This is a genomic window from Nocardia tenerifensis NBRC 101015 (genome assembly GCF_000308715.1).
Lineage (GTDB): Bacteria > Actinomycetota > Actinomycetes > Mycobacteriales > Mycobacteriaceae > Nocardia > Nocardia tenerifensis.
Genome location: NZ_BAGH01000582.1, coordinates 1 through 23,833, shown reverse-complemented (window position 1 = coordinate 23,833; position 23,833 = coordinate 1). Strand labels below are relative to the sequence as shown.

The following is a 23,833-nucleotide window of genomic DNA, read 5'->3' as shown; positions in this document are numbered from 1 at the left end:
GCTCGGAGACCATGGCGATACGCGACGGGACGCTGTCGTCGGCCACCGACACCGCGGAGGAAGCGGCGACGGCCACGACGCCGGCGGCGGCGATGGCGAAGGTAACGCCCTCGCGTAGGGTCGAGCGGCGGAGAGCGGAAAAGCGTCGGTCAGGCATTTCGGAATCGGTTCCTTCGTCGGGGACTGGGTGCGATCCGGGCGCGAGCGAGCAGCACGGATCCTGGGCGTGCGCGGGTAGGCGCTCGCCGGTACGAGCCGATGTGCTGTTGTGGGGTTTTGTTGTGGGGGACGCTCAGGTCCCCGGAACGCGACTGCTCAGCGCCGCGGTGCCGGGTCGCTCAACTGCGAGCTCGGCCGCGATGTCGCGCGGGACTCCGCATCTCGATGCGGAGGGAAAGCGGCCTCTCGGCGCGCCCATTCGGCGGAGGTCAGGGTTAGCGGGTCCATTGCCGGATCCCGTTCCGCCGACCGAGGCTGGCATACTGCCTGCCATTGCGGTCGTTTTCCGAATGTGGGTGAGTACTCCTCGGTGTTACCAAACTCCAGGTCGTTTTTTGACCTGATCGCAGAATGGTCACGCTAGGTAAACGCAAGATGAACCGGTCGTGAATGAATGGTGCTGGAGGTTTGAGATCGCCTCGGTAGTAGTTGCCAAACCGTTATCTATGCAGGGAGTTTGCTCCTAAACCAGATGTGCCGCAGGTCACAGAAATTTTCGGCGTTTCGGCGTGACATTCGCTGTCGAAGTGCGGTTTTGGTCCGGTTCGCGAACAGTGACCTGCCCCCAGCGTCTGGATAACGGGAGGTCACGGCGGTCCGGGATCGTCTCGCCGGGCGAGACCGATCCGACGGCGTCCTGGGACCGAATACAGGGGAGCACCAACCCGCCGACGCCCCTTCTCGGGCAGACAGGGAACCCCCGTTCATGAAGTCGAACAGCCTGGTGCACCGCACCGGCGTCCTCGCCACCGGCGCGGTGATCGCGATGCTGCCGTCCCTGGGAGTGGCGGCGCTGACCCTCTGCACCCTGGCCGCCGTGGACGTACCCGAGCGAGCCGGCCGTGACGTCGCCGCGCGGCAGTACGCCGTCATCCCGATCGAGTCGCGCTCGGACTTTTGCCGGACCAAGAGCGAGGGCCACTACGCCGACCCGCATGACCACGCCGTCTTCTATCGGTGCATGAATTCCCGCCGTCGCATGGCCACGTATGAATTCCGCTGCGCGGACGGCGCGTGGTACGACGACGAACGTCTGGCGTGCGTGGCGCGCCGCTGAGTTACGATGTGTCGTAGGCGAAGTCGGGTTCGGCCGACGCGTGTTCGCGGCGCGGCAGCGCCAGCGGAGTCGCCAGCATGAGCAGGCCGGCGACGACGAGCGCGACCTGTGAACCGGTGAAGCCGGCCAACAGTCCCCACAGCGCGGTCATGCCGGCGATGCTCAACTTGGTGCCGATCGACCACGCGGTCAGCGTGCGCGCGACCAGCTCGGTGGGGATCTGCTGGAGCCTGATGGTCGCCGACACCGGACTGAACACGGCGCTGCATGTGATCAACCCCAGCTCGACCGCGATGACGAGCGCGAGGCCCGCCGTTCCCGGCCCGACGAACGCCAGCCCGATCAGCCACGGCGCGCGTGACACCCCGGCGGCGAGCATGATCGAGTGTTGGCCGAAGCGTGCGACGAGCGGGCGGACCAGCCGCGCGCCGAGCAGGCCGCCGACACAGGGCGCGGCGAAGGCGAGCCCGTACTGCCACGGCGCGAATCCGAGCTGCCCGAGCATGCGGACCGCCATGAGCGGCATGGTCGCCATGACCAGCCCGTTGGCGAGCAGCACATGACAGAACAGCGGGCGCAGCACGGGGTGGGTCAGGATGTGACGCCAGCCTTCGAACAGCTCGGCGAGCCGTGGTCGATGCCCGTCGGGGCGGGCCGGCGGCGCTTCGTGCCTGCCCATGGCGCGGATGCCGACGGCGGAGAGCAGGAAGCTGACCGCGTTGGCCAGCACCGTCACCACGGGGCCGAACAGCCCGACGGCCGCCCCGCCCAGCGGCGGGCCGAGCATGCTGACGGTCCAGTTGGTCGACTCGAACCGCCCGTTGGCGAGCAGTAGATCTTCCTTGCGCACAATGGCTTTCAGCGTTGCGCCGCTCGCCGCCCCGAAGGTGATGTCGGCCGCACCGACAACGATGACCACGGCGAGCAACTGCGCATAGGTGAGCGCGCCGACGGCGTACGCGGCGGGCACGCTCAGCAGCATCGCGCACCGCAGCAGGTCCATCGCGATCATGACCGGCCGCTTGCGGTGGAACTCCACCCAGGGGCCGACCGGCAGCGCCACCGCAGCCGCGACCGCGAGCCCGGCGGCCGTCAGGCCCGACACCGCGCGCGGTCCGGCATCCAGGACCTGGATCGCGAGCAACGCGAACGCGTCGAACGCCAGCCAGGTGCCGAGTGCGCTGACCGCGTACGCCGCCCACAACGCCTCGAATTGCCGCCCCAGCGGCCTCCTTCGCTCCATGCCGTCTCTCGTTCCGTCCGATCTGACCGTCGAATCGAAGCGGGGAAGCGGCGGCGCGGTCAAACAACCTTCTGTGCGGCGCGTACAACCAGACGTTGTGCTGCCACGTCGGCGGACGTGTCGCGGAAATCGGCTGATGACATGCGGGGAGTCGGCTTTTCGATCGGGTTACGATGCGCAACCGATCGGTGTGGAGGGAGGTGTCGTGGCGGATCTCGATCTGGCGGCGGTGCGCGCGTTCGTGACCGTCGTCGACGAGGGGCAGTTCAGCCATGCGGCGACGATGCTGGGTATCACGCAGCAGGCGGTGTCCAAGCGAATCGCCAAGTTGGAGAGCCAACTCGGGGTGCGGCTGTTCGATCGGGGACGTGCGGGCAAGCCGACCGCCGAAGGGTCGCGGATGCTGCCGTTCGCCAGATCGCTACTGGTGGCCGCCGACGAGACGGTCGCCTCGGTGCGGCCGGAGCTGCGGCCGCTGCGCATCGCGGTGCTCGGTGAGCGGCAGGCGGCCTCGCGGTCGATCCGGTACTACCTGGATCGCCACCCCGCGTCGAACGTCGAGATCGTGGTGTCCAACGCGTTCGTCACCTCTCGCGACGCCTTGGTGAGCGGGCGCGCCGACGGCGCGTTCGCCCGGCCGAACGGTGGGCCGCGGCCCCTGCCGTCCGGAATCCGCGCTCTCCCGGCGTATTTGGAGCCTTTGCACATGCTGGTCGGCAAGGATCATCCCTTGGCGGGCCGCTCGGCCGTGACGCCGGCCGATATCGTGCCCTACCCGGTGTGGGTTCCCGGCGCTTCGGTGCCCTCGGAATGGGCCGACTACTATCGGGAATTCAGCGAATTCAGCGGGATCACGATCCGCACCGATCCGGACCCGGGCGCCGGTATGAAACCGGCCTTCAGCGAAAAGTCCTCGGCGGCCTTCGATCTCGTGCTGGACCGTATCGCGGCCTCCGACTCGCTGGCGACCTTCAGCGGCGACGGTTTCCTCGCGCCGTGGAACCCCAATATTCGCAGGCTGCCCATCGTCGACCCCACCCCCGCGTACCCCCATGCCTTGCTGTGGCAACCCGCCAACACGCACCCCGCCCTGCCGCCGTTCCTCGCGCATTTTCGCGCCAACTACAACGGGGATATCGCGACCGACTGCTGGATTCCGGAGATCGACCGGCCGATCTTCGGGTGATGACGTCGAGTGGATTGCCGCCAATCCGGGCGCGGGTCGGTGAATCTCTGCGTTGGCGCGCATCTTTTCGCCGGCGAGCTGTCACCTGCCCCCGAGCGCCTGATGAAGGCGCGGACGAGGCCCGCGCGCTGGGCGGGCGGGAGCGTCACATTTCGCCCGCGCGGATGGTCACGGCGGTATGGCAATTGCGCACACCTGGCCCGGATGGGTCGCGACCGGCTTCCTCTGGTTCCTCGCCTTCGAGTTCATGATGGGGGCGGTGACCAAATTCTGGCCCGGCCCAACGTTTTTCGGGCCCGCGTACTCGATCAAGTTCGCCGACTGGGGTTGGCCGGCCTGGTTCCGATTCGTCGTCGGCGCCGTCGAAGGCGTCTGCGCGCTGCTACTGGTGCTTCCGTACCACGAGCCCCGGTTCCTCGGCGCCGCCGTGCTGATCCTCGTCCTGACCGGCGCCGTAGTCACGCACATCATCAACCATCACGGCCCCAAGGAAAGCTTCGCCGCGCCGATCCATCTGGTGATCATGGTGATAGTCGTCCTCGCCACCTGGCCCGCCGAGTGGATGGACGTATTCCGGCCCGGCCAGTGGTCGTAGCGGCGTCACGAGTCTTCCCGACGTCCGGCTTCGGGCGGACGGACTGTTCGCACCACCTCGATCAGCCTGCGCACGGAGATATCGGCGTCATTGCGGTGCACCGACACCAAGGGGATCTCGGCGAAGGTCGAAGGGTTGTGCAGCGGAACGAATTTCACCTCGGGGAACGGCATCTCCGGAACCAAGCTGACGCAAAGGCCGGCGGCCACGTACGTGAGCAGGCCGACCGTGGCGTCGGCGCTGGCGTAGTCGCGCGGGGTGAAACCGGCCTCCCGACAGGCCAATTGGACCTGCTGTGCCAGCTCCGGTGCCGCCGCGCTCGGCAGCACGAAGTTCTCCGAACGCAGCTCCGCGAGCTCGATCGATGCTCGGCCCGCCCATCGGTGGGTGCGGGGGAGTGCCGCGACCAGCCGGTCCGTCGCCACGATCTCGACGGTCAGATCGTCGGCCTCGGTGACCGGCGAGCGCGCGAACGCGAGGTCGAGAGCGTCCGCGCGCACCATGTCGACCAGCGTCGCCGCCGACGGATCCTGGTGCAGGCGAAGGTGAATGCCGGGCAGGTCCTCGGCCGCGGCGCGCAAAACGGCGGGCACATAGCGGTAGTCCAGCAAAGTCACTGTGCCGACCCGTAATTCGCCGGAGAGGCCGTGGCCGATGCGGCGAGCGCGGTCGATCGCGGCCTGCTGTGCGGCGAGCAGACGGGTGGCGTCGCGTGCGAACGCCGCGCCGGCCGGGGTGAGCCGCACGCTGCGGGTCCCGCGTTCCAGCAGCGTGACGCCCAAGCCCCGTTCCAGCCGGGCGATCGCCTGCGAGAGCGGCGGCTGGCTCATCGACAGCCGTCGGGCCGCCCGGCCGAAATGCTGTTCCTCCGCCACCGCCACGTACTGCTCGAGCAGACGTTGCGTGAGATCCATATGAGAAACCATATCAATCGGCCCAGTTATTGATATTGGACTGAATGAGTTGCCGGGACGAAGCTGGACTTCGAAGCGAATCGAAAGGACAGCGCCATGCGTGCCGAGGACGTCGTGAAACAGCCGATCGCACCGCTCACCGCGCCGGCTTACCCGCTGCGGGGAGCGCGGTTCTACGACCGCGAGTACTTCAACGTGCTCTACCGGACCGATCCCGAATTGCTGCGTGCCATCGTGCCCGAGCCGCTCGAGCTGGTCGAACCCGTCGTCCGATTCGAAGTGATGCACATGGGTGACGTCGCGGGATTCGGCCCCTACACCGAGAGCGGGCAGGTGGTCGAGGTCTCCTACCAGGGCGAGCGCGGCGAATACCTGGTGTCGATGTATTTGGACAATATCGGCGCCACCGTCAGCGGCCGGGAGGCCGGGGCGTGGCCGAAGTCCATGGGCACGCCGCGGCTGTTCACCGAACAGGGTGCGCTGGTCGGCACGCTCGACTACGGCTCGCAGCGCGTCGCGACCGCGACCATGGGCTACAAGTGGCAACCCATGGACCTCGACGAAGCCAGGAACACCATCGCGGCACCGACCTACGCGGTGAAGACCATCCCCGGGCACAACGGCGCCGTGCACTCCATCGATCTGGTGCGCACCCAGATCACCGACATCGCGGTCAAACAGGCGTGGCGGGGTCCGGCGCGGCTCGGACTGTTCCCGCATGTGATGGCCCCGCTGGCCGATCTGCCCGTGCTCGAGGTGATCGAGGGGCAGCACATCGTCACCGATCTGCAGCTGCAACTCTTCGAGCCGGTGCACAACTACTACACCGGCGCCTGAGCGTCCGGTTTCATCGAAAAGAGGTTTCCCGCATGGCATTTCAGATTCCCGCCGACTATGCCTCTCGTCCCGCCGTAGTCGTGGGCGCGGGCACGCTCGGCCGACGCATCGCCGTGATGCTCGCCAGCGGAGGCGTCGACGTTCGCGTCTATGATCCCGACGCCGGCGTCCGGGCCGCCGCGGAGCGCTACATCGAACAGACCTTGCCCGGGGTCGTCGCGAGCCGCGCCGACGCGAACGCCGGAAACTTTAGCGGCACAGGAGATCTCGGCGAAGCACTCGCCGGAGCGTGGCTCGTGGTCGAGGCGGTGCCGGAGAAGCTGGAGCTGAAGAAGCAGGTCTTCGGACAACTCGACGAGCTGGCCGAGCCCGACGCCATCCTGGCCAGCAACTCCTCGTCCTACGCCAGCCGCCTGTTCCTCGACCACGTCGCCCACCCCGAACGCGTGCTCAATACCCACTTCTACATGCCGCCCGAGCAGAACGCCGTCGACGTCATGTCCAGCGGCCGGACCGATCGCGCGGTCCTCGATTTCATGCTCGAGACATTGCCGAGGTTCGGCGTGCATCCCTTCGAAGTCCGCAGGGAGAGCACCGGTTTCATCTTCAATCGGATCTGGGCGGCCATCAAGCGCGAAGCCCTGGAGGTCGTCGCCGAGGGCGTGTCGACGCCCCAGGATGTCGACGGCATGTTCCAGGTGAACACCGGCGCGTCCGGCGGGCCGTTCCGGCTCATGGACAAGGTCGGTTTGGACGTCGTCCTCGATATCGAGGAGCACTACGCGGCCGAGAACCCGAACCTGCCCGAGGGGCCGCGGAAGTTGTTGGGTGAGTACATCTCCCAGGGCAGGCTGGGCGTGAAGTCCGGTGCCGGATTCTACGACGACTATCCGAAACCCTGATTCGGATCGATCGCCCCGTTCCTGGAGAAAGCGCGTCAACGTACCCACGCTGGGGGTGCGTTGACGCGCGTTTCGCGGTTGTATGGGATCGACCGGACACCGGTTTTCGGCGCGGGTGCCTTTCTCCGGGCACACGTCACGGCGGTCAGCGGTTCCGGCGGTCGGACGGATCCGTGGATAGGGTTGAGACCATGCAGCTTTCGATCGACGGACGTGGCGCGCCACCTCTGTTCGAGCCGTGCCGACCATGAAAGGCGTTCCGCGCCTGCCTCCCGCATGGCAAAGGGAGGGCATGATCGTGGCGATGGCGTTCGCGTTCTGCCTGCTCGGCGGCGTGGTGCGGATGGACGGTACCCTGTCGCCGCCGCCCGCGGCCGCCTACTCGATCGCCGTGGTGTCCTGCGCCGTGCTGCCGCTTCGGCATCGGGCGCCCCTGGCGACCATGGCCGCGACGACGGCGGCGGGCGTGCTGGTTCCGTTCCTCGGCCTGCTGCTCAGCCCGCTCATCGTGGCCCCGGCGGTGATCGCCGCGTACTCGCTCACCGCGCGCACCGGACGACGAGCGGCGAGCGCGGTGGTGCTCACCTCGGTCGCGCTGCTGGTCGCGTCCACGCCGTTGCTGGGCGCCCTCTCGTGGCAGGACGCGAGCAGAATTGCTGCGGTGGCGGCATTTCCGCTGATGGCGGGCGTAGTCGGCCACTCGGTGCAGGACCGGCGGGCCTACCTGGCGGCCGTGGAGGAGCGGGCCGTGCGGGCCGAGCAGAGCCGCGACGGTGAGGTGCGCAGGCGCGTGGCCGAGGAACGGCTGCGGATCGCCCGGGAGTTGCACGATCTCGTCGCCCACCAGATCACCCTGGCCAACGCGCAGGCCACGGTCGCCGCCCACCTCTTCGACACCCGCCCCGAGCAGACCCGTAAGAGCCTCGACGAGCTCATCGAGACGACCGGTGACGCGCTCGACGGACTGCGGGCCACGGTCGGTCTGCTGCGTCAGTCCGGGGACGCCGGGTCCGACGAACCGGCGCCCGGCCTGGCCAGGCTGCCCGTGCTGGTCGAGTCGTTCCGTCGCGCGGGTCTGGAGGTAGCGGTGGATCACGAGGGCACGGCCAGGCCGTTGCCGCCGGGAGTCGACCTCACCGCCTACCGCATCATCCAGGAAGCCCTGACCAACGTGACCAAGCACGCCGGTACCGGTAATGCTCGGGTCCGCCTCGCCTGGCGTTGCGATCGCGTGACCATCACCGTCGCCGATGACGGAACGGGCGCCACCACGGAGCCTGCGCCCGGTTACGGCCTGATCGGGATGCGCGAACGCGCCACCGCGGTCGGCGGACACCTCGCCGCGGGCAGGCGGCCGGAGGGCGGCTTCCAGGTCTCGACCCAGCTACCCGCCAAGGCCACGAAAGTGGCTGGCGGAGTGCCGAATACAGTGGATGCCTCGTGACCCTCCGTGTGTTGCTCGCCGACGACCAGGCCCTACTACGCGGCGCCTTTCGCCTGCTGCTCGACACCGCCGACGACATCACCGTGGTCGGCGAGGCCGCCGACGGTAAAGAGGCCGTGCGACTCGCCCGCGAGCTGCGCCCCGACGTGGTGATCATGGATATCCGTATGCCCGAGGTCGACGGTCTCACCGCCACGTCGGAGATCTGCGCGGACCCTGAGCTCCGTGACAGCCGCATCCTGATTCTCACCACGTACGAGACCGACGAGTACGTCGCGCGGGCGCTGCGCGCGGGGGCCAGCGGCTTCATCGGCAAGGGCATCGGCGCGGACGACCTGCTGAACGCCGTGCGGACGATCGCGGCCGGCGACACCCTCCTGTCGCCGGCCGCGACCCGCTCCCTGGTCGCCCGTTTCCTGGCCACGCCCGATCACTCCTCGCCGCATCGCGAACAGCTCGCCGCGCTCACCCCGCGCGAACGCGAGATGGTGGCCCTGGTCGCGACCGGCCTGTCCAATCAGGAGATCGCCGAGCGAATGTTCCTCAGCCCCTTCACCGTTCGCGCTCACGTGCAGCGGGCCATGACAAAATTGGCGGCTCGCGATCGGGCGCAACTCGTCGTCATCGCCTATCGGACAGGGCTGGCGAACGTCGCCCCCGAGGGGTCGTAGGGCTAGGGCAGGACCAGCGCCGAGTGGGCCGGATTCGCCGGCTCGGCGGGCATGGCGGCGAGGCCACGCAGCATGGCGTTGCGTTGCGCCAGTGCCTGTGCCGTCGTGGGAAAGAGTCTGGCCGCGCCGTTGTCGACCAAGGCCTGATTCATGCCGACGAACTCGCGAAGATCGCGGTCGTACGCGGTGAAGGCCGCGCTGTGGTCCGGGTTCGTGACCAGTGCGTTGGCGAGTACGTAGGACCCGGCCAGCGCGAGGCTCGAGCCCTGTCCGGTGAGGAAAGAGGGTGCGTAGGCGGCGTCCCCGACGAGCGCGACGCGGCCGCGGGACCAGTGCGACATGCGGATCTGACCGGCCGTGTCGAAGAACACGTCGTCCGCGTCGCGCATGGCCTCGACCATGCTCGGCACCTCCCATCCCGCGTCTGCGAAGACCGTGGCGACCAGATCTCGCTGGGTTTCCGGACTCCGGTCGAAAGGCGGCTGCGGCTGGTGAAAGTTGAGGAATGCGTGCAGTTCGTCGCCGTTCCCGACGGCGTAGAGGGCCGCGGCTTTTCCCGGAGTGTTCCACAACACGAGCTCGTGGGAGAGCCCGAGCGTATTCGGCATGGTGAAGATGGCGAAGCAGTAGCCGAGGTAGCGGTGGAACTGCGACTCGGGGCCGAACAGTGACTCGCGGGTTTGTGAGTGCATACCGTCGGCGCCGACAACCAGGTCGAACGTGCGGTGCCGCCCGCTGCGGAAAGTGACGTCGATTCCTTGTTCGAAGTGATCGAGGGTGTCGATGGCGTCGTCGAACAGGAATTCCACGTCGTCGCGAATCAGTGCGTAGAGGCTCGCGGACAGATCGCCCCGGCGCACCTCGAGGTCCTCGGCGCCCCCGGTAATCGCGCGCGGTTCGATCGAGGCCACCGTGCCGCCGTCGGCGTCGAGGAAGGTGAAGCGGCGCGAGGCGATGTGGGCCTCGCGCAATCGCGGCAGTATCCCCATTCGCCGGACCACCTCCACCGCGGTGCCGCGAATGTCGATCGGGTAGCCGCCGGCGCGCAGCGCACCCGCCTTCTCCACGATGGTGACCGCGAATCCGGCCCGGCACAGCCAGTAGGCGAGCGCGGGTCCGGCGATACCGGCCCCGGAGATCAACACCGCACGCTTGTTCTTCGACAGACTGACAGGGGTCATGCCTGCATTCCTTTCTTCGTGATACGGACGATGAGCAGCGACAACGCGGCGACGAGCCCGGCGATGGCGAAACCGGCGACGAAGGCTGGTTCCGTCGTCGGGTCGCCCCCCGCGGCGAGGATCGCGCCGCCGATCTGAGCGCCGAGGGCGACGCCGACGACGCGGGTCACCACGAGCAGACTCGTCGCAATGCCGGTGTCCTCGGCCGCGACCGCGGTGACGGTGCCCGCGAGCAGCGCCGTGGTCCCGAGGCCCGCGGCGAACGCGGTCAGCACCTTTGCGAGAACGAGCTGCCAGGCCTGCGTGTGCAGCGACGCGAGGCCGATCATCGTGACCGATGTGACGACGGCGCCCACGATGACCACCGCACGCGGCCCGAAACGCCGCGCCGCGACCCCGCCGACCGAGTCGCTCAACGCCCCGACGACGGCGCCCGGCAGGAGGAACAGCCCGATATCGGTGGTGTCGGCCGCGAAGCCGAACCCGTCGGCCGCGAACAGCTGCGGCAGCAGAAACACCACCATCCCGAAACTGGTGGTGATGATGAAGGTGAGCGCGAACGCGTTCCGCATCGCGGGCCGGGCCAGCATTCGCAGATCGACCATCGGCGACTCCGCCCGGCGCTCGACGGCGACCCATCCGCTCGCGAGGACGGCCACGAGCACCGCGATCGCGCCTGACGCGAGCGGCGACAGGTCCCCGTTCGTCACCGTGACGAGCCCGAGCATGAGCGCGAGCAGCGTGCCGCTCAGCAAAATGACTCCGGGCCAGTCGATTCCGTCGTCCGACCGGATCGGCGGATCGTGGGGCAGCAGCCGGAGCACCGCCGGCGTCGTCGCGGCGATCGCGACGGTCGGCAGCGCGAACATCCAATTCCAGGACAGTGCGTCGGCGATCGGCCCCGCTATCGCCGTGCCCACCATTCCGCCGCCCGTGAACAGCGCGACGACCAGCCCGACCGCCGCCTGCGACTCGCCCGTCGTGAGATGTTTGCGCACCAGAATGAAGGACAGCGGCAGCGCACCCACCATCGCGCCTTGCAATACCTGTCCGAGCAACAAGACCGGCAGATTCGGCGCGAGTCCGGCCAGCAAACCACCGGCGGACACCACCGCCATCAGCCAGACCAGCATTCGCTTCCCGCCATAACGGTCCCCGAGTTTGCCCACGACAGGGGTGAGCACCGCGCCGGTGATGAGCAAGGTATTGCCGACCAGCGCCCCTTCGGCGGGACTGACCCCCAGCTCGCGTTGCAGCAGCGGGAGCGCGGGCTCCACCACCGACTGCAACGTGCCGAGGGCGAGTGCCAAAATACCGAGCGCACCGATCGACAGTTTGCCCATGCGGACCGGAGAAACCACGGCGTGGTGCATAGAAGACCTTTCCTCGTGAGCATTCCGAATGCGCGAATCGCGCTCACCCCCAACACTTCTCTTCGGTGCGCCATCGGGCATCGTCCTGGTTCACCGGCTTCTCCTGGTGCTGCCGGACCAGCCCCGCACGCGTCGTAGTGCCCACGCACTAGTTGTCAGTCGGTCTGGTCAGGCGACAAAGGGAGAGCCATCCACGCGACTGTCGACAACGAATACGGCAGGGGCTTTGCGCGCACCTACCACTTGCTGTATGCCTGGGCGTAATGCGCTGCATGACGACACGATTCGCCGACAAGCGCACGTGCCACCGTTGATTGGGAAGTCAACTTTTCCGCACACGAGGCGCAGCAACGGCATAACAAACGCAAGACATACCGGTCGGAAGCTTTATATCGTTCGATATCCGGCGTGGGTGCTGGTGTGGTGAACTAGATCTCGTGACGAGTGACCTCGATCGGCGATGGATCGGCCTTGACATCTTGTCCGACGTGCTGGGGCAGTTCGAGGCGGACCCAGGCCTGTTGCATCGCACTTGCTGGATTCCGGGCGAGGGCGGGGTTGCGTTCTTCCCGGTCCCTGGCGAGCGAAAACTTCACGTGCTCGGCAGTTGCGGGGTCGCAGCGGAATGCCGCCGCCTGCTCGCCGATTCGGTCGTCGACGGCTGGGGGCTGCAGTCCGGCCTAGATGGAGCCACGCCGCTGCAGCGAATGAAGACCGAATTCCAGCGCCTCACCGGGACTACGCGTGAGTTCAACATGCTGATGCGTGCCGGGTTCACCACAGTCGAGCAGCTCGCGGCTACGCCGGAAGAATGCCTGTACTCATTGCCCAACAGTGGAGATGTGACCGTCGCCCGTATTCGTGAGTTCCTGACATGGTGGCGAGATCCGATTCCGCCGGAGGCTGCCGAGATGTCGACGGCGGCTAAGGCACTACTGCGGGAAAGTGCAAGAAAGCTCGACAGCTGCTGTGTTTTGGCGATCTGCGGGTTCCCTGCCTCGGGGAAGTCGGTCGCGGCACGGTTCGTCGCGTCCATCGCGGACGTCAGCGTTCTGGATAAGGACAACTTCGCGCCGACACTCGAGCAAACCGTGATGACGCGCCTAGTGGGGGAGCCTTTCGATCGTGACAGCGAAGACTACAAGACTCTTGTTTCGCCAGGTATCTACGAGGGTATGGTGGGCGTCGGGTTCACCATCGCGCGTAAGCACTCGATCGTCCTGGATGCGCCGTTCCTATCTGTCATTCAACAAGCTGCCCAAGCGAACATGCCGTTGAGCGACTACCTGCGGAGGCTGGCGGGAATTCGGGTATCGACGCCGGTGATGACCGTGTGGATGGACTCTTCGGCGGCCGAGATCCGCTCGCGGATGGTCGCACGAGGCGAAGCTCGTGACGCGGCGAAACTCGCCGAGTGGGACAACTATCAGTCCAGCGTCCTGGACAGCGGCCTTCGCGAAACCGCCCGCTCCGTAGTTGATCTGGTAGTCCCTAATTGAGCGGTTCCATCCTCTCGGACCGTGGGGGCGGTCCGCGAGGGGCAGGCGGGTCGAAGCTCCATTCGACGTGAATCCTGCACGTAGACCGCGTCCCTGGACGGATCATCGATACAGCTCTATTCCAGTGCTGAGCGGACAAGGAGAATGCACGGTGGCTGAGCTGGCGGTATTGATGATCGACGTTCAGAACGGCTACATCGCCGACGATCATGTGCGCGATGCCCTCGGCTGGCCACCGATCTGGCGATTGGAAGAGGTCGTCGCGGAGTGCGCCGAGCTGCTGTCGGCCGCCCGGGCCGCCGATATTCCGATCGTGTACTCGCGTGCGGTCACGAGTCCGGCCGGCCGGTTGGCCGCGAATCCTCGTGCGGCACGGCACCAACAGTCCTGCGCCGCTCGAATGCCGACATTGACTGCGGCACAACGGGAATGGCGAAAGCAGTTCATCGACGCTGTCGCACCGGCGCCCACGGATATCGTTCTCGACAAGACTCGTCACAGCTTCTTCGCCTACACCGAGCTCGATCCCGTCCTGCGAAGCCTCGGCGTCCACCGCCTCCTGGTCGCCGGCTTACAAACCAATGTGTGCGTCGAGGCGACGGTCCGGGCCGCGTTGGAACGAAACTACGACGTGGCCGTCGCCGAGGACGCGGTATCCACCGACGGACCCGACCTCCATTACGGCGCGCTCAATTCCATGCGCGTCCTGTACGTCGAAGTCGCACCGTGGCGTGAACTTCTCGCCGAAGGGGCTAATTGGGATCGGGCGTACAGTACCCCCAACTATGGCCGCGACCCCGGATACTGGGACGAGACGGCGATCGAAGTCGCGCCACGTTGACGTAATCGAGTGCCGTAACCCAATGTGACATGATCCAGATCCGTGCTGTGACGACATTGTCGAGCTACGGCACCGAATTGCGCGGCGACGTTCGCCACGACGCCCGAGTCATTTTTCGTACTGACTCCGGAGCTGCTGCTTGTAGACCTTGCCGCTGTCGTCGCGGGGGAGGGACTGGACGATTTCGATGGCGGCGGGCACTTTGTCGTGCGCGAGTGCGCCGGACAATGCCTTACGGACCGAATCCGCCGTGAGGTTCACGCCGGGGCGCGGGAGAATGTGCGCGGCCACGATCTCGCCGAGGTCGCCGGTGTCGGGTACACCGAACACCGCTACATCCTCGACACCGTCGAGCGCGGCGATCACATTCTCGATCTCGGCCGGGTAGATGTTCACGCCGCCTCGAATCACCACCTCGGCGTCGCGGCCGGTCAGGTACAGGAATCCGTCCTCGTCGAGGTAACCGAGGTCCCCGACCCACAGCATGCCTTCGACCGGGGACTGCGGCGCGCCCTGGTTGAGATATTCGAAGCGCGGCCAATAATCGGCGCCGCGCACATAGACGCGGCCGATCTCGCCGGCGGGCAGCGGGTTGCCCTGCTCGTCGCCGATCACCACGGCCGAACCGTCCGTGGCGCGGCCGACGCTGCCGGGGTGTTCGAGCCATTCGGCGGCGCTGATCCAGGTGATCGTGCCCGCTTCGCTGCACCCGTAGAACTCCCACAGCGCATCGCCGAACAGGTCGATGGCCGCCCTTTTCAATGCGGGCGGGCACGGTGCGGCGGAGTGAATCACGTGCGTCAGACTCGACAGGTCGTAGCGCGCGCGAATGTCGTTGGGCACGCTCAGAATTCGCGAGACCATGGTGGGCACGATCTTGACCTGCCGGATGCGATGGTGGTCGACCAGCTGTAAGAACCTGTGCGCGTCCCACTTCGGCATGATCACGATGTCGGCGCCCATGCGCAGCCCGAGAATGGCGACGGCATTGGGGGAGGTGTGATACAGCGGTCCCGCGACCAACATCGGCACGCCGGGAGCCAGGCCCATCCGCTGTGCGGTCGCGCCCGCGATGCTCAGCAGCTGGTGCGGTGTCATGCGTTCGCGCGCAACACCTTTGGGCTTACCCGTGGTGCCGGAAGTGTAGATCACGCCCATGGATTCGGCGATCGCCCCTTCGATGTGCCCGACCGGCTCCGGGTGGGCGGCGATCCAGTCCTCCAACAGGTCATGGCGACCGGTCGGCTCCGCCAGTGCGGGATCCCAGCCGCCCTCGGCGAGCAGTTCAGGGGACATGGCGATCTCCACGATGCCCGCCGCGCTGCCCGCGAGTTCACGAGCGGCCTCCAGCACGGGGACGAACTCGGTGTGCGCGAAGATCAACCGCACCTTCGCGTCGGCGAGCACATGAGCGACCTCCCTTGCCGTCCACCGCGTATTGATCGGCAGCGGGTTGCCGCCGGTAGCCGCGATACCGACCGAGACTTCCAGAAACTCGATGTCGTTGCGCGCCATGATGATGCATTTGTCCCCGCGGCCGATACCCGCCTCCAGGATCGCGGACCCGAGCCGACCGGCTCGAAGTAGAGCCTCGGGCTGAGCGCGCGTGCGTCCGCCACAGACGAGAGTAGGAACTTCCGGCGTGGTATCGACCATAGGGGAAGTCTGCCATCCATCACTCACCTCCGAGTCGGCGAGTACCGACACCCCCTACGCCGCAACGCATTACGCGCAAACACTCGCCTTGCAACACCTTTCGTCACACGCCCGCGCGTTGTCGGCCGGCGCCGCTGACATCGAGAACTATCCGTGATCGGCCCTCGGTGGTCCGTGAGATCGTCGATGACATCTACTGCTTCGTCTCGAGATCCTTGGCGCACGCGTCGAGGATCCGCCCGAACACATGGCCGACAACGGTTTTGGCGACTCTGCCGATGACGGGGCCGACGTCGACGGTGCTGGTCCAGACCACCCGTGTGCCCTCGGGCGCCGTCGTGAACGTCATCGTCGCACCATTGTGCGGTATCGGAGGAAAACTACGGTCGACGATGTAGTCGAACGAATGCGGTGGGTCATAGCGGGTGATGCGTTCATAGAAGCGGCCGATCAACCAGGTGTGCCGCCGGATCGCGCCGACCCCGTACGCCGCACCATCGCCGGGACGGGTGAGCTCATCGCGCAGTACCCACACCGTGCGTTCGTAGTTCGTTGTGGTGGCACACCAGCCGAAGACCTCCTCCAACGGGGGCAGCGATGGTGCGCTCGACGACGATAGCTTCCATATCAGATCCCTCCCTCTACAGTGAATTTCACCCTAAGACACCGCTCGCTTCCCGATCGTGACACCCAGCGCCTGTGCCGTACGTGTCCGGCGTCGACTCCTCGTAGCCATCGACTTCGTGTGCAGCTGGGCGGGTGTCGCCCAGAGGGGCGAGGTGTCGCGGCCGACTGCCATGCGAATAGTCTCAGCCGCCAGAACTCTTCGGGCGGAACCGTCTTGCGCTCGGCGTTTTCACGCGCATGTCGAACGCGCACTTCCGTCAATTCAATGGTGATGTCATCTAGTGTCACGGAGAAACACCGTTGCTTCGGTATGAACCACCCTCTTTACCGGGTTCGGCCGAAGCGACGGTCTCGGCGAAATCTCGCAATCCGCAATCAATTCTAGGAGGATGCTCGGTGCGTTCGATGAAGGTATTGACAGCTCTGGCCGCCGCTGTCACCGTCGGCGCGACTCATCTCGTGCACGCCCTGACCGGAACGGCCGTCGCCGCGCCCAATGCGTCTGGTGGAGAGGCGGTTCCGGTCGTGGCGGGCATGACAACCCTGGCGCTGAACCCGGACCTCGGAATGACCGGCCTGGTCTCGATGAAAGTCGGTGGCGGCAAACTACTTGTCCACGGCCACGCGATCTCCGGTGGCACGGTCCTACTCAAAGGTGGCATCGAACTCAAAGCCGGTGCTAAATCGGCCAAGTTGTCGAACCTGGCCATCGACATCACCACCGGCAATGTCCAAGCCAAACTCAACGGAAACGCACTGGCACTCGGCAACGTCGACACCAGCACACTCCGTCTGCGCAAGGATCCTGGCGCCAAGCAGATGTATGTCAACATCGGTTTCTCCGACGAGAACAACATAGAGCTGACCCAAAGCGCTGCCACCGCCCTGAGTCAAGCGCTGGGCATCGGCCTCGAAGAAGGTGATGTACTGCTCACCGGCGGCGTCGCGGCGGGAGTAGACCTGGACAAGCAGATGGCATCGGTCCTGAACGTGGACCTGGAAGACGCCATAGACGCCGGCATCGATATTGACGTAGAGCTCGGACAAGACATCGACGCATCTACCAGCCTCGACCTCGCCCTCTTGTAAACGCGGCGCGCCGTTTCTAACCGCCCGCACCAGCCCGCCCCGCGGCGACGAGTCGACCGCGGGGAGGCGCTCGCCGGTACTCATCAGCGACGCCACAAACATTCGCGGACAACGCCTTCCGCCGATCGAGCGCGCCGACACGATTCGTGGTCAACTGTCGGTCAGCCGGACGACCTGTACAGGGGACGTGAGGCGGGTATGCGTAGCTCGAGCCCTCCGCGACGAGTTGCGGACGTCTGGATGCGCTGCGCCGATCGCGGAGGGTGACCGGGCACAAGTTCATCTGTCACCGCTGACCAACGCTGGACTCCTGCGGTGTCGACCAATCTCGGTGTGAGACGAAAACCGATACTGCGCAGGACATCTCATAATGGTCGACGTGGAACAACTCGAGGTCGTCGTCGCCCATCGCGAGCGGGCGACACTGCGTGTGGGGGATGTGTTTCTGAAGGTCGACGCTGATCAGACACGCACCGACGTCGAGGTCGAGGCGATGGTTTTGGCGCCGATCCCGACTCCGAACATCCTGTGGCGCAAGCCGCCCGTGCTCGCCCTCGCCGCCCTGCCCGGGACGGCGCTCGGCCGTCTCGGTGCCCGGTCGACGCGCCGCCGGCCGCGTGGGCTGCGGCGGGTGCCGCCGTCCGGCGACTGCACGACGCGCCGCTGCCGCCGTGGCCGGGCCGAAGCCTCGACGCGATCGCGGCGGAGCTCGACGGCGAATGCGATTGGCTGATCGCGAATGACGTCCTTCCCGCCGAGCTGGTCATGCGCAACCGGCGGATTGCCGAGGCCGCGCTGCGACCATGGACACCGGTGTTCACACACGGCGACCTGCAAGTCGCCCACGTGTTCGTCGCCGATGACGAGATCACCGGCGTGCTCGACTGGTCCGAGGCAGCCCAGGGCGACGCCCTGTACGACCTCGCCACCCTGACCCTCGGACACCAGGAACACCTCGGCGACGTCGTCGCAGGCTACGGCACCGACGTCGATCTCGACGTAATCCACGCATGGTGGTCGTTGCGAAGCCTGCGAGGCGTTCGCTGGCTGGCCGAGCACGGCTTCGACCCGACTGCGCCGGGCTGCGAGGTCGACGTGCTCAAAGCCCAGGCGACGCGAGGCTGACGGAAATGAGACGCTCTCGCACCGGGATATCACCGTGCAGTGCCTCGAGGCAGTGATGCGTCGACCGTCCAGTCGGCGGAGTTATTCGGCCGGGTGGGTGATTGCGTCGGGGGGTGGGGCGTTCTACGTTCGAGATCATGGGTCATGAGTTTCGGTTCGGTATCACGCTGGCAATACCTGGCTCGCGGGATGCGTGGGTGGACAAGGTTCGGCGGGCGGAAGCGCTGGGGTATGACGTGGTGGCGGTGCCGGATCATCTCGGGCTGACGGCCCCTTTTCCGGCGTTGTCGCTGGCGGCGGAGGTGACCGAGCGGGTCACATTGGGCACCTTCGTGCTGAATACACCGTTCTACAATCCGACGCTGCTGGCCCGTGATGTCGCCGCGTTGGACCAATTCAGTATGGGCAGACTGGAATTGGGGTTGGGTGCGGGGTACGTGAAGGCGGAGTTCGATGCGGCGGGGATACCGATGGGCAGCCCGGGCGCTCGCGTCGATCACCTCGAGCAGACCGTGCTCACCATGCGTAAGCTGTATGCGGACCCCGAATATCAACCGGCGCCCACGCGACCGCAGGGGCCACCGTTGATGATCGCCGGATCGGGAAACCGCTTGCTACGCATCGCCGCTCAGCACGCCGACGTGATCGCCCTGCCCGGTGGTGTGGCGTCGCCGAGCGGTCTGCCCAATGCCATGACCCCGGACGAACTCGCCGAACGCGCCGATTATGTGCGTGGTTTGCTCGGCGAACGCCGCGATCAGGTGGAACTGAACCTACTGGTGTACGGGGTGGCCGGCCCGGCTGAGCGGAACACTCTCAACGAACGGGTACGCCGGTTCCAGCCCGGGTTCACCGACGACCGAATCCGTACCGCGCCAGGCGTTTTGGTCGGCACGCCGCAGGAAATCGCCGACAGTGTGCGGAAATGTCGCGACCGCTATGGGGTCACCTACTTCACGATGCTCGAACCGGACTTGGAAACCTTCGCGCCCGTAATCGAACTCCTGAAGTAGCGGTACCAGGGCCGAATCCCTTCTCCCGCAAAGACTTCGGCGCAACACACTGATGCTGCCCGATCAGTCCCGCGTCACTCCTCCACGGAGTAGAAAGACTCCCCATCCTCAGGCGTGCCGTCGATCTGACTCGAGTGCCGGTGAGTAGGGGCGATGTCGTGCCCGAGAGTGTCCGACCGCACCGTGTCCAGGCCCTCGACGCCCGTGTCCTCGTCCGCCTCGGCGGGCCGGGACTCGCCCACGTCGGGCACTTCCTGCTCGAGCCGCTCGGACAAGGGTTCACCCTCGCGTTGCTCCCGAGACGTCATTCCGAAGCGGTCGGCGCCCGTCCAGTCCTCGGGCGGGTCGACCACCTCGTCTCCGTCGCGGTTACGCACCTCGTCGGAGTCGAGGCTCTCCATCGGGGTGAGCATGTCCTCGTCGGGTTCACCTGGTCCGTTCATGCACGCGACATTCCCGCCCTACTTCCCGGCAAACATGCCGGCCGTCACAAGACGAGGACGTCGGCAACGGCTTCGACTACCAGGTCGATGAGGCACCTCTAAGTCGTAAGAAGTGCGGACCCATCCACAGTGACTTCAGCCCGCCTTCGGTCACCGGCCGGATGCCCGCCTTGTCTCAGTGAGTCGAGTGGCGACTGAGCAAGCTCTGCCCCCGCTGACCAGCACTGAGTCGAGAACACGAGCATCGATCCGAGAACCAACGCCTCACGGACGATTTGCCCTGTCTACCGGCGATCTGCGTCCGGACCCCGTGAACTGATCACCGCCACCACCACCGCCACCGCCACCGCGGAACCGCCACGTCCACCGCCACCCGCCACCGCGACCAGAACCGGCGTCTGGTCTCCGAGATGTGATGCCTGGCGTGCGAACCCGTGTCACAGCAATCGATCGACGAGTTTGTCGAGGTAGTCCGGCGTGAAGGAGCCCATGCCGAACAAGACGCGGATGTACATCGGGGCCAGTATGTGATCCAGCACGTCGGTTGCGTCGAGTGCCTGCTCACCACGGTCGCGGGCGCGGTCGAGCATCGACTGCACTTGCCGCGTGCGGTCGGCGCGAAGACTCTCGGCAACCTCTAGGCTTTTCCCGCCGTTCCTGGAGAGGGCGAAGGCCAGATGCAGCACCACCGGGCCGTCGGGGCCGGTGATCTCGCGCGCCACTTGGGCTGCGTAAGCGCGCAGGTCGCCGTCCAGGCTCCCGGTGTCGGGCATCGGTGACACCGCGTTGAGACGGGTGAGAGTCACCTCGGTGAGCAGTGTCTCCAGATCGCCCCACCGCCGGTAGATGCTGCTGTCGGCTACGCCTGCGCGGGCCGCGATCTCACCGACGGTGAAGTTGCCGTAGCCGCGCTCGCTGATCAGGTCGGTGACGGCTTGGTGGACCGCCGCGCCGGTGCGGGCGGCGCGCCCACCAGGCCGTTTGACTGGCTGTCGCTCGTTCACATTCTTCACCTTAACGCAGCCACGGGTTGCGTTTGTCGAACCCGTGCCTCTATAGTTCTCTAACGCAGTTGCTGACTGCGTTAGCTCGACCGGTGGCGCGCTTTCCCGCGTCAGCTCGCCGGGCGCATTCGACGATTGAGAGGAATCTCCTTGGCTCCCTTGCCTGGTCGCTCGAGCCGGGCCGTGCTACTCGCGGTGACCTGCCTCGGCCAGTTCATGGTCCTGCTCGACAACACGATCGTCGGAGCGGCTCTGCCCGATATGCAACGCCGGCTGCACACCGAGTTGACCGGCCTGCAATGGATCGTCGACGCCTATGTGCTGCTGGTCGCTATGCTGCTGCTGTCCGGTGGCATCTTCGCCGACCGGTTCGGCCGCAAGCGGATGTATCTGACCGGCGCGGTGGTGTTCACCGCAGCGTCACTGCTGTGCACCCTCGCGCCCACGCTCGGCTGGCTGATCGCCGGCCGGGTGTTGCAGGGTATCGGCGCCGCGGCGTTGAGCCCGGCCTCGCTGGCTCTGCTCGCCGCCGCCTATCCTGTGCCCGGAGAACGCGTCAAGGCGATTGGGCTGTGGGCCGGGTTCAGCGGACTCGGCCTGGCCGCGGGCCCGGCGGTGGGCGGCGTGCTGACGGACGTCTTCGGCTGGCCCGCAATATTTCTGGTGAATGTGCCCATCGGTGTGGTGTTGCTGGTGGTCGGTCTGCGCAGTCTCGAGGAGACCCGCAATCCGAGCGCCCCACCGATCGATATCCCGGGGACGGTGCTGTCCGTGCTGGGAATGGGGGTGCTGACCTACGGGCTGATCGAGGGTGGTGCCCGCGGCTGGACGTCGCCGGTGATCCTGGGCAGCTTCACCGCCGCGGCGATCCTGTTCGCAGTCTTCGTCGCCGTCGAAGCGCGCCGTGGCGCGCCGATGCTGCCGCTGGGGCTGTTCCGGCGGCGCCTGTTCACCGTGTCCAACACCGCCATGGTCGTGGTGGGCTTCGCGCTCATGGGTTCGTCGTTCTTCTTCTCCCAGTTCTTCGTTTACGTCCAGGGCAGCTCGATCCTGCGCGCGGGCCTGCAGACCCTGCCGCTATCCCTCGCCATGGTGGTCCTCAGCCCGTACGCGGGCCGGCTCGCCGCCCGGTACGGCTTCCGAATCGTGGTCACCACAGGTCTGGCCCTGGCCGGCCTTGGCCTGCTGGCGCTCGGCATGGTGCACGCCGACACCGGCTACGAGAACGTGTGGTGGCGGCTGGGCCTCGCCGGCATCGGCTTCGCCCTGACCATGTCCCCACTGACGGGAGCCGCCATCCAGGCGGTCAGCCCGCAGGAAGGCGGTCTCGCCTCCGGTGTCAGCAGCACCACCCGGCAGATCGGTGCGGTGCTCGGCGTGGCGGTGCTCGGAGCCATCGTCCGCACTCGGCAATCCGGCGGCGCCTCCTTCGAGGTCGGCCTCGACAGCGCCTTTCTCGCGGCCGGTGCCATCACCCTGGCCACCGCCGTGTTCACCGGCCTGTGGCTGGCGACGCCCAAGGCCGCCGAAAACCCAGCAACGCCAGGACATTCCACCGATCGTGATACGGGCAGCACGTCGAACGCGGCCTTCACGAACAGCCCTTGATTACGCACCAAGGTCCGCCAGCTCACCGGCTCGATACTGGACGCGCCGAAACACGAACATTCGAGGTGCTGCCAGCGCCGCAGAACCCGCGCCACCGCGACCGAGAACAGCAGCAACAACCCGACCGCCGCGACCGCGCCCCACACAGCGGTCCAGGGCAGGAGTACCGTGATCGCGACCGCGGCCTCGACCATTGGTAGCCCTACCGCAGCCCGACCGACCCACCGCTCCGGAACACCTAAGCCCGACAACGACATTCGGACACCTTCACGATCGGACATCTTCGCCCAGGCCGCGACCGCGAAGACCACTCCAACCGCCAACCGTGCAACCCGCACCCCGTACACGATTCACACCACGCACACCATGGCACACCCGCCCGCGGCATGCCCAACCCAGCACCCCCACTCAGCCAATGACCATTACCGGTAAATCAGCGATGACCGCCATCCGCGGCACCAAACCACGCGACGATCCGCTGCCGCCCCGGTGGCCGGGCGTATACCGACCCCGGCCAACCGGATTCGACTCCCGCACACCCTCTTCCGTCAGATAGTCGTACAACAGCCGTACCGGAACGAGTCGCTGCTGAATCGTGGCGTTGGCCAGTCCGGCACCCGAATCGATCGACACCACGTTCGCGCCACGGTGATGCGGACGAGATGTCAACTCCCGCACGAACATTGCGATATGCGCCCGGTTCGCGGTCACCGGATCCACCTGCTCGCGCTCGCACATCAGCAGATACTCCGACAACCCGCGCGCGTACGCATCGAGCGTGCGCGGCGCCCGCCCCAGATCCGACCACACCCCCAACCACGCCGCCGCTCGCTCGTGTCGGCCCAGCACCGGCCACTTCACCGTGAACCCGATCGCCCCGCTCAATCCGCCTCCCGAGTCCGTGGTCATACCAGGGAGACATGATGATCACCCCGGCCAGATTCCGCGTAACTGTTAACTCATCAAACGACAAATGTCTGGCCGAGCCGGATTCGACCTACTCCGGCACCGGATCCTGCTGGCATGACCTCGCCAGCACCATCACCACCGAAAGCGAGCCAGAGCCGTTAATTCCCCATTCAAGGCGCGCCAGGGCCCGCGGGCCGTGCGGGGCACGGGGAGGTTGTGGCGGGTGGGCGCTAGCGGACACGAGTGGGCATCGGCACGAACACCCATCGCGCTGGCTCTCACCTTCGGGCACTGGTCGGCCGCCGCGAAGGGGGCACCGGCTAGAGATGGACCTTCAAACGCTGCCTTGGCTCGTCTCGCGGTTGCACACCGCCACCCGGTCTCCTTCTAATCACCG

General features: G+C 66.5%; 22 protein-coding genes and 1 pseudogene. 13 read left to right on the top strand and 10 right to left on the bottom strand.

All coding sequences use genetic code 11. The annotated features are described in order from the left end of the window. Positions 1-925: 925 nt before the first annotated feature. On the top strand, positions 926-1,276 hold the full coding sequence (locus ON39_RS38690) for a chitin binding peritrophin-A domain-containing protein (protein ID WP_040741634.1): 351 nt from the start codon (positions 926-928) through the stop codon (positions 1,274-1,276). 1 nt (position 1,277) lies between these two features. Here ON39_RS38690 and ON39_RS38685 read toward each other — a convergent pair whose 3' ends face one another. Then, complete coding sequence (locus ON39_RS38685) at positions 1,278-2,519, bottom strand: MFS transporter (RefSeq protein ID WP_040741633.1); 1,242 nt, start codon at positions 2,517-2,519, stop codon at positions 1,278-1,280. Between the two features lie 205 nt (positions 2,520-2,724). On the opposite strand from ON39_RS38685, the gene ON39_RS38680 reads away from it, so the two are divergent. Both ON39_RS38680 and ON39_RS38675 read left to right on the top strand, forming a co-directional pair. Next, positions 2,725-3,705: a LysR family transcriptional regulator gene (locus tag ON39_RS38680; protein ID WP_051187657.1), complete on the top strand. Its 981-nt coding sequence runs from the start codon at positions 2,725-2,727 to the stop codon at positions 3,703-3,705. Positions 3,706-3,883: 178 nt separating this feature from the next. Then, positions 3,884-4,300 (top strand): DoxX family protein, encoded by a 417-nt coding sequence (locus tag ON39_RS38675; RefSeq protein ID WP_040741631.1) that lies wholly within the window; start codon positions 3,884-3,886, stop codon positions 4,298-4,300. A 5-nt stretch (positions 4,301-4,305) separates the two neighbouring features. Here ON39_RS38675 and ON39_RS38670 read toward each other — a convergent pair whose 3' ends face one another. Further along, entirely contained in the window at positions 4,306-5,214 is a 909-nt protein-coding gene (locus ON39_RS38670) for a LysR family transcriptional regulator (RefSeq protein ID WP_040741630.1), read from the bottom strand. Between the two features lie 96 nt (positions 5,215-5,310). Here ON39_RS38670 and ON39_RS38665 point away from each other — a divergent pair, with 96 nt between their 5' ends. The 4 genes from ON39_RS38665 to ON39_RS38650 all read left to right on the top strand — a co-directional run bounded on the left by ON39_RS38665 (position 5,311) and on the right by ON39_RS38650 (position 9,068). Then, the gene (locus tag ON39_RS38665; RefSeq protein ID WP_040741628.1) at positions 5,311-6,051 is read left to right on the top strand and encodes an acetoacetate decarboxylase; all 741 of its coding nucleotides are present in this window, start codon (positions 5,311-5,313) and stop codon (positions 6,049-6,051) included. Positions 6,052-6,083: 32 nt separating this feature from the next. Then, positions 6,084-6,953: a 3-hydroxyacyl-CoA dehydrogenase family protein gene (locus ON39_RS38660; protein ID WP_040741626.1), complete on the top strand. Its 870-nt coding sequence runs from the start codon at positions 6,084-6,086 to the stop codon at positions 6,951-6,953. Positions 6,954-7,245: 292 nt separating this feature from the next. Further along, positions 7,246-8,397 (top strand): sensor histidine kinase, encoded by a 1,152-nt coding sequence (locus tag ON39_RS38655; RefSeq protein ID WP_211336411.1) that lies wholly within the window; start codon positions 7,246-7,248, stop codon positions 8,395-8,397. Beyond that, positions 8,394-9,068 carry a response regulator transcription factor gene (locus ON39_RS38650; protein ID WP_040741625.1) on the top strand — a complete coding sequence of 225 codons (675 nt, stop codon included), beginning with the start codon at positions 8,394-8,396 and terminating at the stop codon, positions 9,066-9,068. The genes ON39_RS38655 and ON39_RS38650 overlap by 4 nt, the downstream gene beginning before the upstream one ends. Positions 9,069-9,070: 2 nt before the next feature. Here the strand turns inward: ON39_RS38650 and ON39_RS38645 are convergent, their stop codons facing one another. Both ON39_RS38645 and ON39_RS38640 read right to left on the bottom strand, forming a co-directional pair. Next, the gene (locus tag ON39_RS38645; RefSeq protein WP_040741624.1) at positions 9,071-10,249 is read right to left on the bottom strand and encodes an FAD-dependent monooxygenase; all 1,179 of its coding nucleotides are present in this window, start codon (positions 10,247-10,249) and stop codon (positions 9,071-9,073) included. Continuing rightward, positions 10,246-11,610, bottom strand: a complete 1,365-nt coding sequence (locus tag ON39_RS38640; RefSeq protein WP_211336412.1) for an MFS transporter — start codon at positions 11,608-11,610, stop codon at positions 10,246-10,248. Before ON39_RS38640 ends, ON39_RS38645 begins: the two co-directional genes overlap by 4 nt. A gap of 449 nt (positions 11,611-12,059) precedes the next feature. On the opposite strand from ON39_RS38640, the gene ON39_RS38635 reads away from it, so the two are divergent. Both ON39_RS38635 and ON39_RS38630 read left to right on the top strand, forming a co-directional pair. Next, entirely contained in the window at positions 12,060-13,121 is a 1,062-nt protein-coding gene (locus ON39_RS38635) for a P-loop nucleotide/nucleoside kinase family protein (protein ID WP_040741622.1), read from the top strand. 151 nt (positions 13,122-13,272) lie between these two features. Then, positions 13,273-13,962 carry a cysteine hydrolase family protein gene (locus tag ON39_RS38630; RefSeq protein WP_040741642.1) on the top strand — a complete coding sequence of 230 codons (690 nt, stop codon included), beginning with the start codon at positions 13,273-13,275 and terminating at the stop codon, positions 13,960-13,962. A gap of 108 nt (positions 13,963-14,070) precedes the next feature. On the opposite strand, the gene ON39_RS38625 is transcribed toward ON39_RS38630, so the two are convergent. Then, complete coding sequence (locus ON39_RS38625) at positions 14,071-15,618, bottom strand: AMP-binding protein (RefSeq protein ID WP_040741621.1); 1,548 nt, start codon at positions 15,616-15,618, stop codon at positions 14,071-14,073. A 193-nt stretch (positions 15,619-15,811) separates the two neighbouring features. Next, positions 15,812-16,204: an SRPBCC family protein gene (locus ON39_RS38620; protein WP_051187654.1), complete on the bottom strand. Its 393-nt coding sequence runs from the start codon at positions 16,202-16,204 to the stop codon at positions 15,812-15,814. A gap of 437 nt (positions 16,205-16,641) precedes the next feature. Here ON39_RS38620 and ON39_RS38615 point away from each other — a divergent pair, with 437 nt between their 5' ends. The 3 genes from ON39_RS38615 (at position 16,642) to ON39_RS38605 (ending at position 19,472) form a co-directional block, all read left to right on the top strand. Continuing rightward, positions 16,642-17,334 carry a hypothetical protein gene (locus ON39_RS38615; protein ID WP_146251265.1) on the top strand — a complete coding sequence of 231 codons (693 nt, stop codon included), beginning with the start codon at positions 16,642-16,644 and terminating at the stop codon, positions 17,332-17,334. 528 nt (positions 17,335-17,862) lie between these two features. Further along, positions 17,863-18,459 (top strand): phosphotransferase family protein, encoded by a 597-nt coding sequence (locus ON39_RS38610; RefSeq protein ID WP_246003076.1) that lies wholly within the window; start codon positions 17,863-17,865, stop codon positions 18,457-18,459. A 137-nt stretch (positions 18,460-18,596) separates the two neighbouring features. Beyond that, positions 18,597-19,472: a TIGR03621 family F420-dependent LLM class oxidoreductase gene (locus ON39_RS38605; protein WP_040741619.1), complete on the top strand. Its 876-nt coding sequence runs from the start codon at positions 18,597-18,599 to the stop codon at positions 19,470-19,472. Between the two features lie 74 nt (positions 19,473-19,546). Here ON39_RS38605 and ON39_RS38600 read toward each other — a convergent pair whose 3' ends face one another. Together ON39_RS38600 and ON39_RS38595 are read right to left on the bottom strand one after the other, a co-directional pair. Further along, on the bottom strand, positions 19,547-19,915 hold the full coding sequence (locus tag ON39_RS38600) for a hypothetical protein (RefSeq protein ID WP_040741617.1): 369 nt from the start codon (positions 19,913-19,915) through the stop codon (positions 19,547-19,549). 437 nt (positions 19,916-20,352) lie between these two features. Then, positions 20,353-20,919 (bottom strand): TetR/AcrR family transcriptional regulator, encoded by a 567-nt coding sequence (locus tag ON39_RS38595; protein ID WP_040741639.1) that lies wholly within the window; start codon positions 20,917-20,919, stop codon positions 20,353-20,355. A gap of 150 nt (positions 20,920-21,069) precedes the next feature. On the opposite strand from ON39_RS38595, the gene ON39_RS38590 reads away from it, so the two are divergent. After that, a complete protein-coding gene (locus ON39_RS38590) occupies positions 21,070-22,527 on the top strand; it encodes an MFS transporter (RefSeq protein ID WP_211336413.1) in 1,458 nt (485 codons plus the stop codon). 32 nt (positions 22,528-22,559) lie between these two features. Here the strand turns inward: ON39_RS38590 and ON39_RS51605 are convergent. Both ON39_RS51605 and ON39_RS38585 read right to left on the bottom strand, forming a co-directional pair. Next, a pseudogene (locus ON39_RS51605) lies at positions 22,560-22,808 on the bottom strand (MauE/DoxX family redox-associated membrane protein); the annotation flags it as partial. Between the two features lie 127 nt (positions 22,809-22,935). Further along, positions 22,936-23,412 (bottom strand): site-specific integrase, encoded by a 477-nt coding sequence (locus tag ON39_RS38585; RefSeq protein WP_246003078.1) that lies wholly within the window; start codon positions 23,410-23,412, stop codon positions 22,936-22,938. Between the last annotated feature and the right edge of the window lie 421 nt (positions 23,413-23,833).

Bases quoted from the DNA above. Each gene is read 5' to 3' on its own strand.
- ON39_RS38690 (WP_040741634.1), top strand. From the start codon at position 926: ATGAAGTCGAACAGCCTGGTGCACCGCACCGGCGTCCTCGCCACCGGC.
- ON39_RS38685 (WP_040741633.1), bottom strand. From the start codon at position 2,519: ATGGAGCGAAGGAGGCCGCTGGGGCGGCAATTCGAGGCGTTGTGGGCG.
- ON39_RS38675 (WP_040741631.1), top strand. From the start codon at position 3,884: ATGGCAATTGCGCACACCTGGCCCGGATGGGTCGCGACCGGCTTCCTC.
- ON39_RS38670 (WP_040741630.1), bottom strand. From the start codon at position 5,214: ATGGATCTCACGCAACGTCTGCTCGAGCAGTACGTGGCGGTGGCGGAG.
- ON39_RS38665 (WP_040741628.1), top strand. From the start codon at position 5,311: ATGCGTGCCGAGGACGTCGTGAAACAGCCGATCGCACCGCTCACCGCG.
- ON39_RS38660 (WP_040741626.1), top strand. From the start codon at position 6,084: ATGGCATTTCAGATTCCCGCCGACTATGCCTCTCGTCCCGCCGTAGTC.
- ON39_RS38655 (WP_211336411.1), top strand. From the start codon at position 7,246: ATGATCGTGGCGATGGCGTTCGCGTTCTGCCTGCTCGGCGGCGTGGTG.
- ON39_RS38645 (WP_040741624.1), bottom strand. From the start codon at position 10,249: ATGACCCCTGTCAGTCTGTCGAAGAACAAGCGTGCGGTGTTGATCTCC.
- ON39_RS38625 (WP_040741621.1), bottom strand. From the start codon at position 15,618: ATGGTCGATACCACGCCGGAAGTTCCTACTCTCGTCTGTGGCGGACGC.
- ON39_RS38605 (WP_040741619.1), top strand. From the start codon at position 18,597: ATGGGTCATGAGTTTCGGTTCGGTATCACGCTGGCAATACCTGGCTCG.
- ON39_RS38600 (WP_040741617.1), bottom strand. From the start codon at position 19,915: ATGAACGGACCAGGTGAACCCGACGAGGACATGCTCACCCCGATGGAG.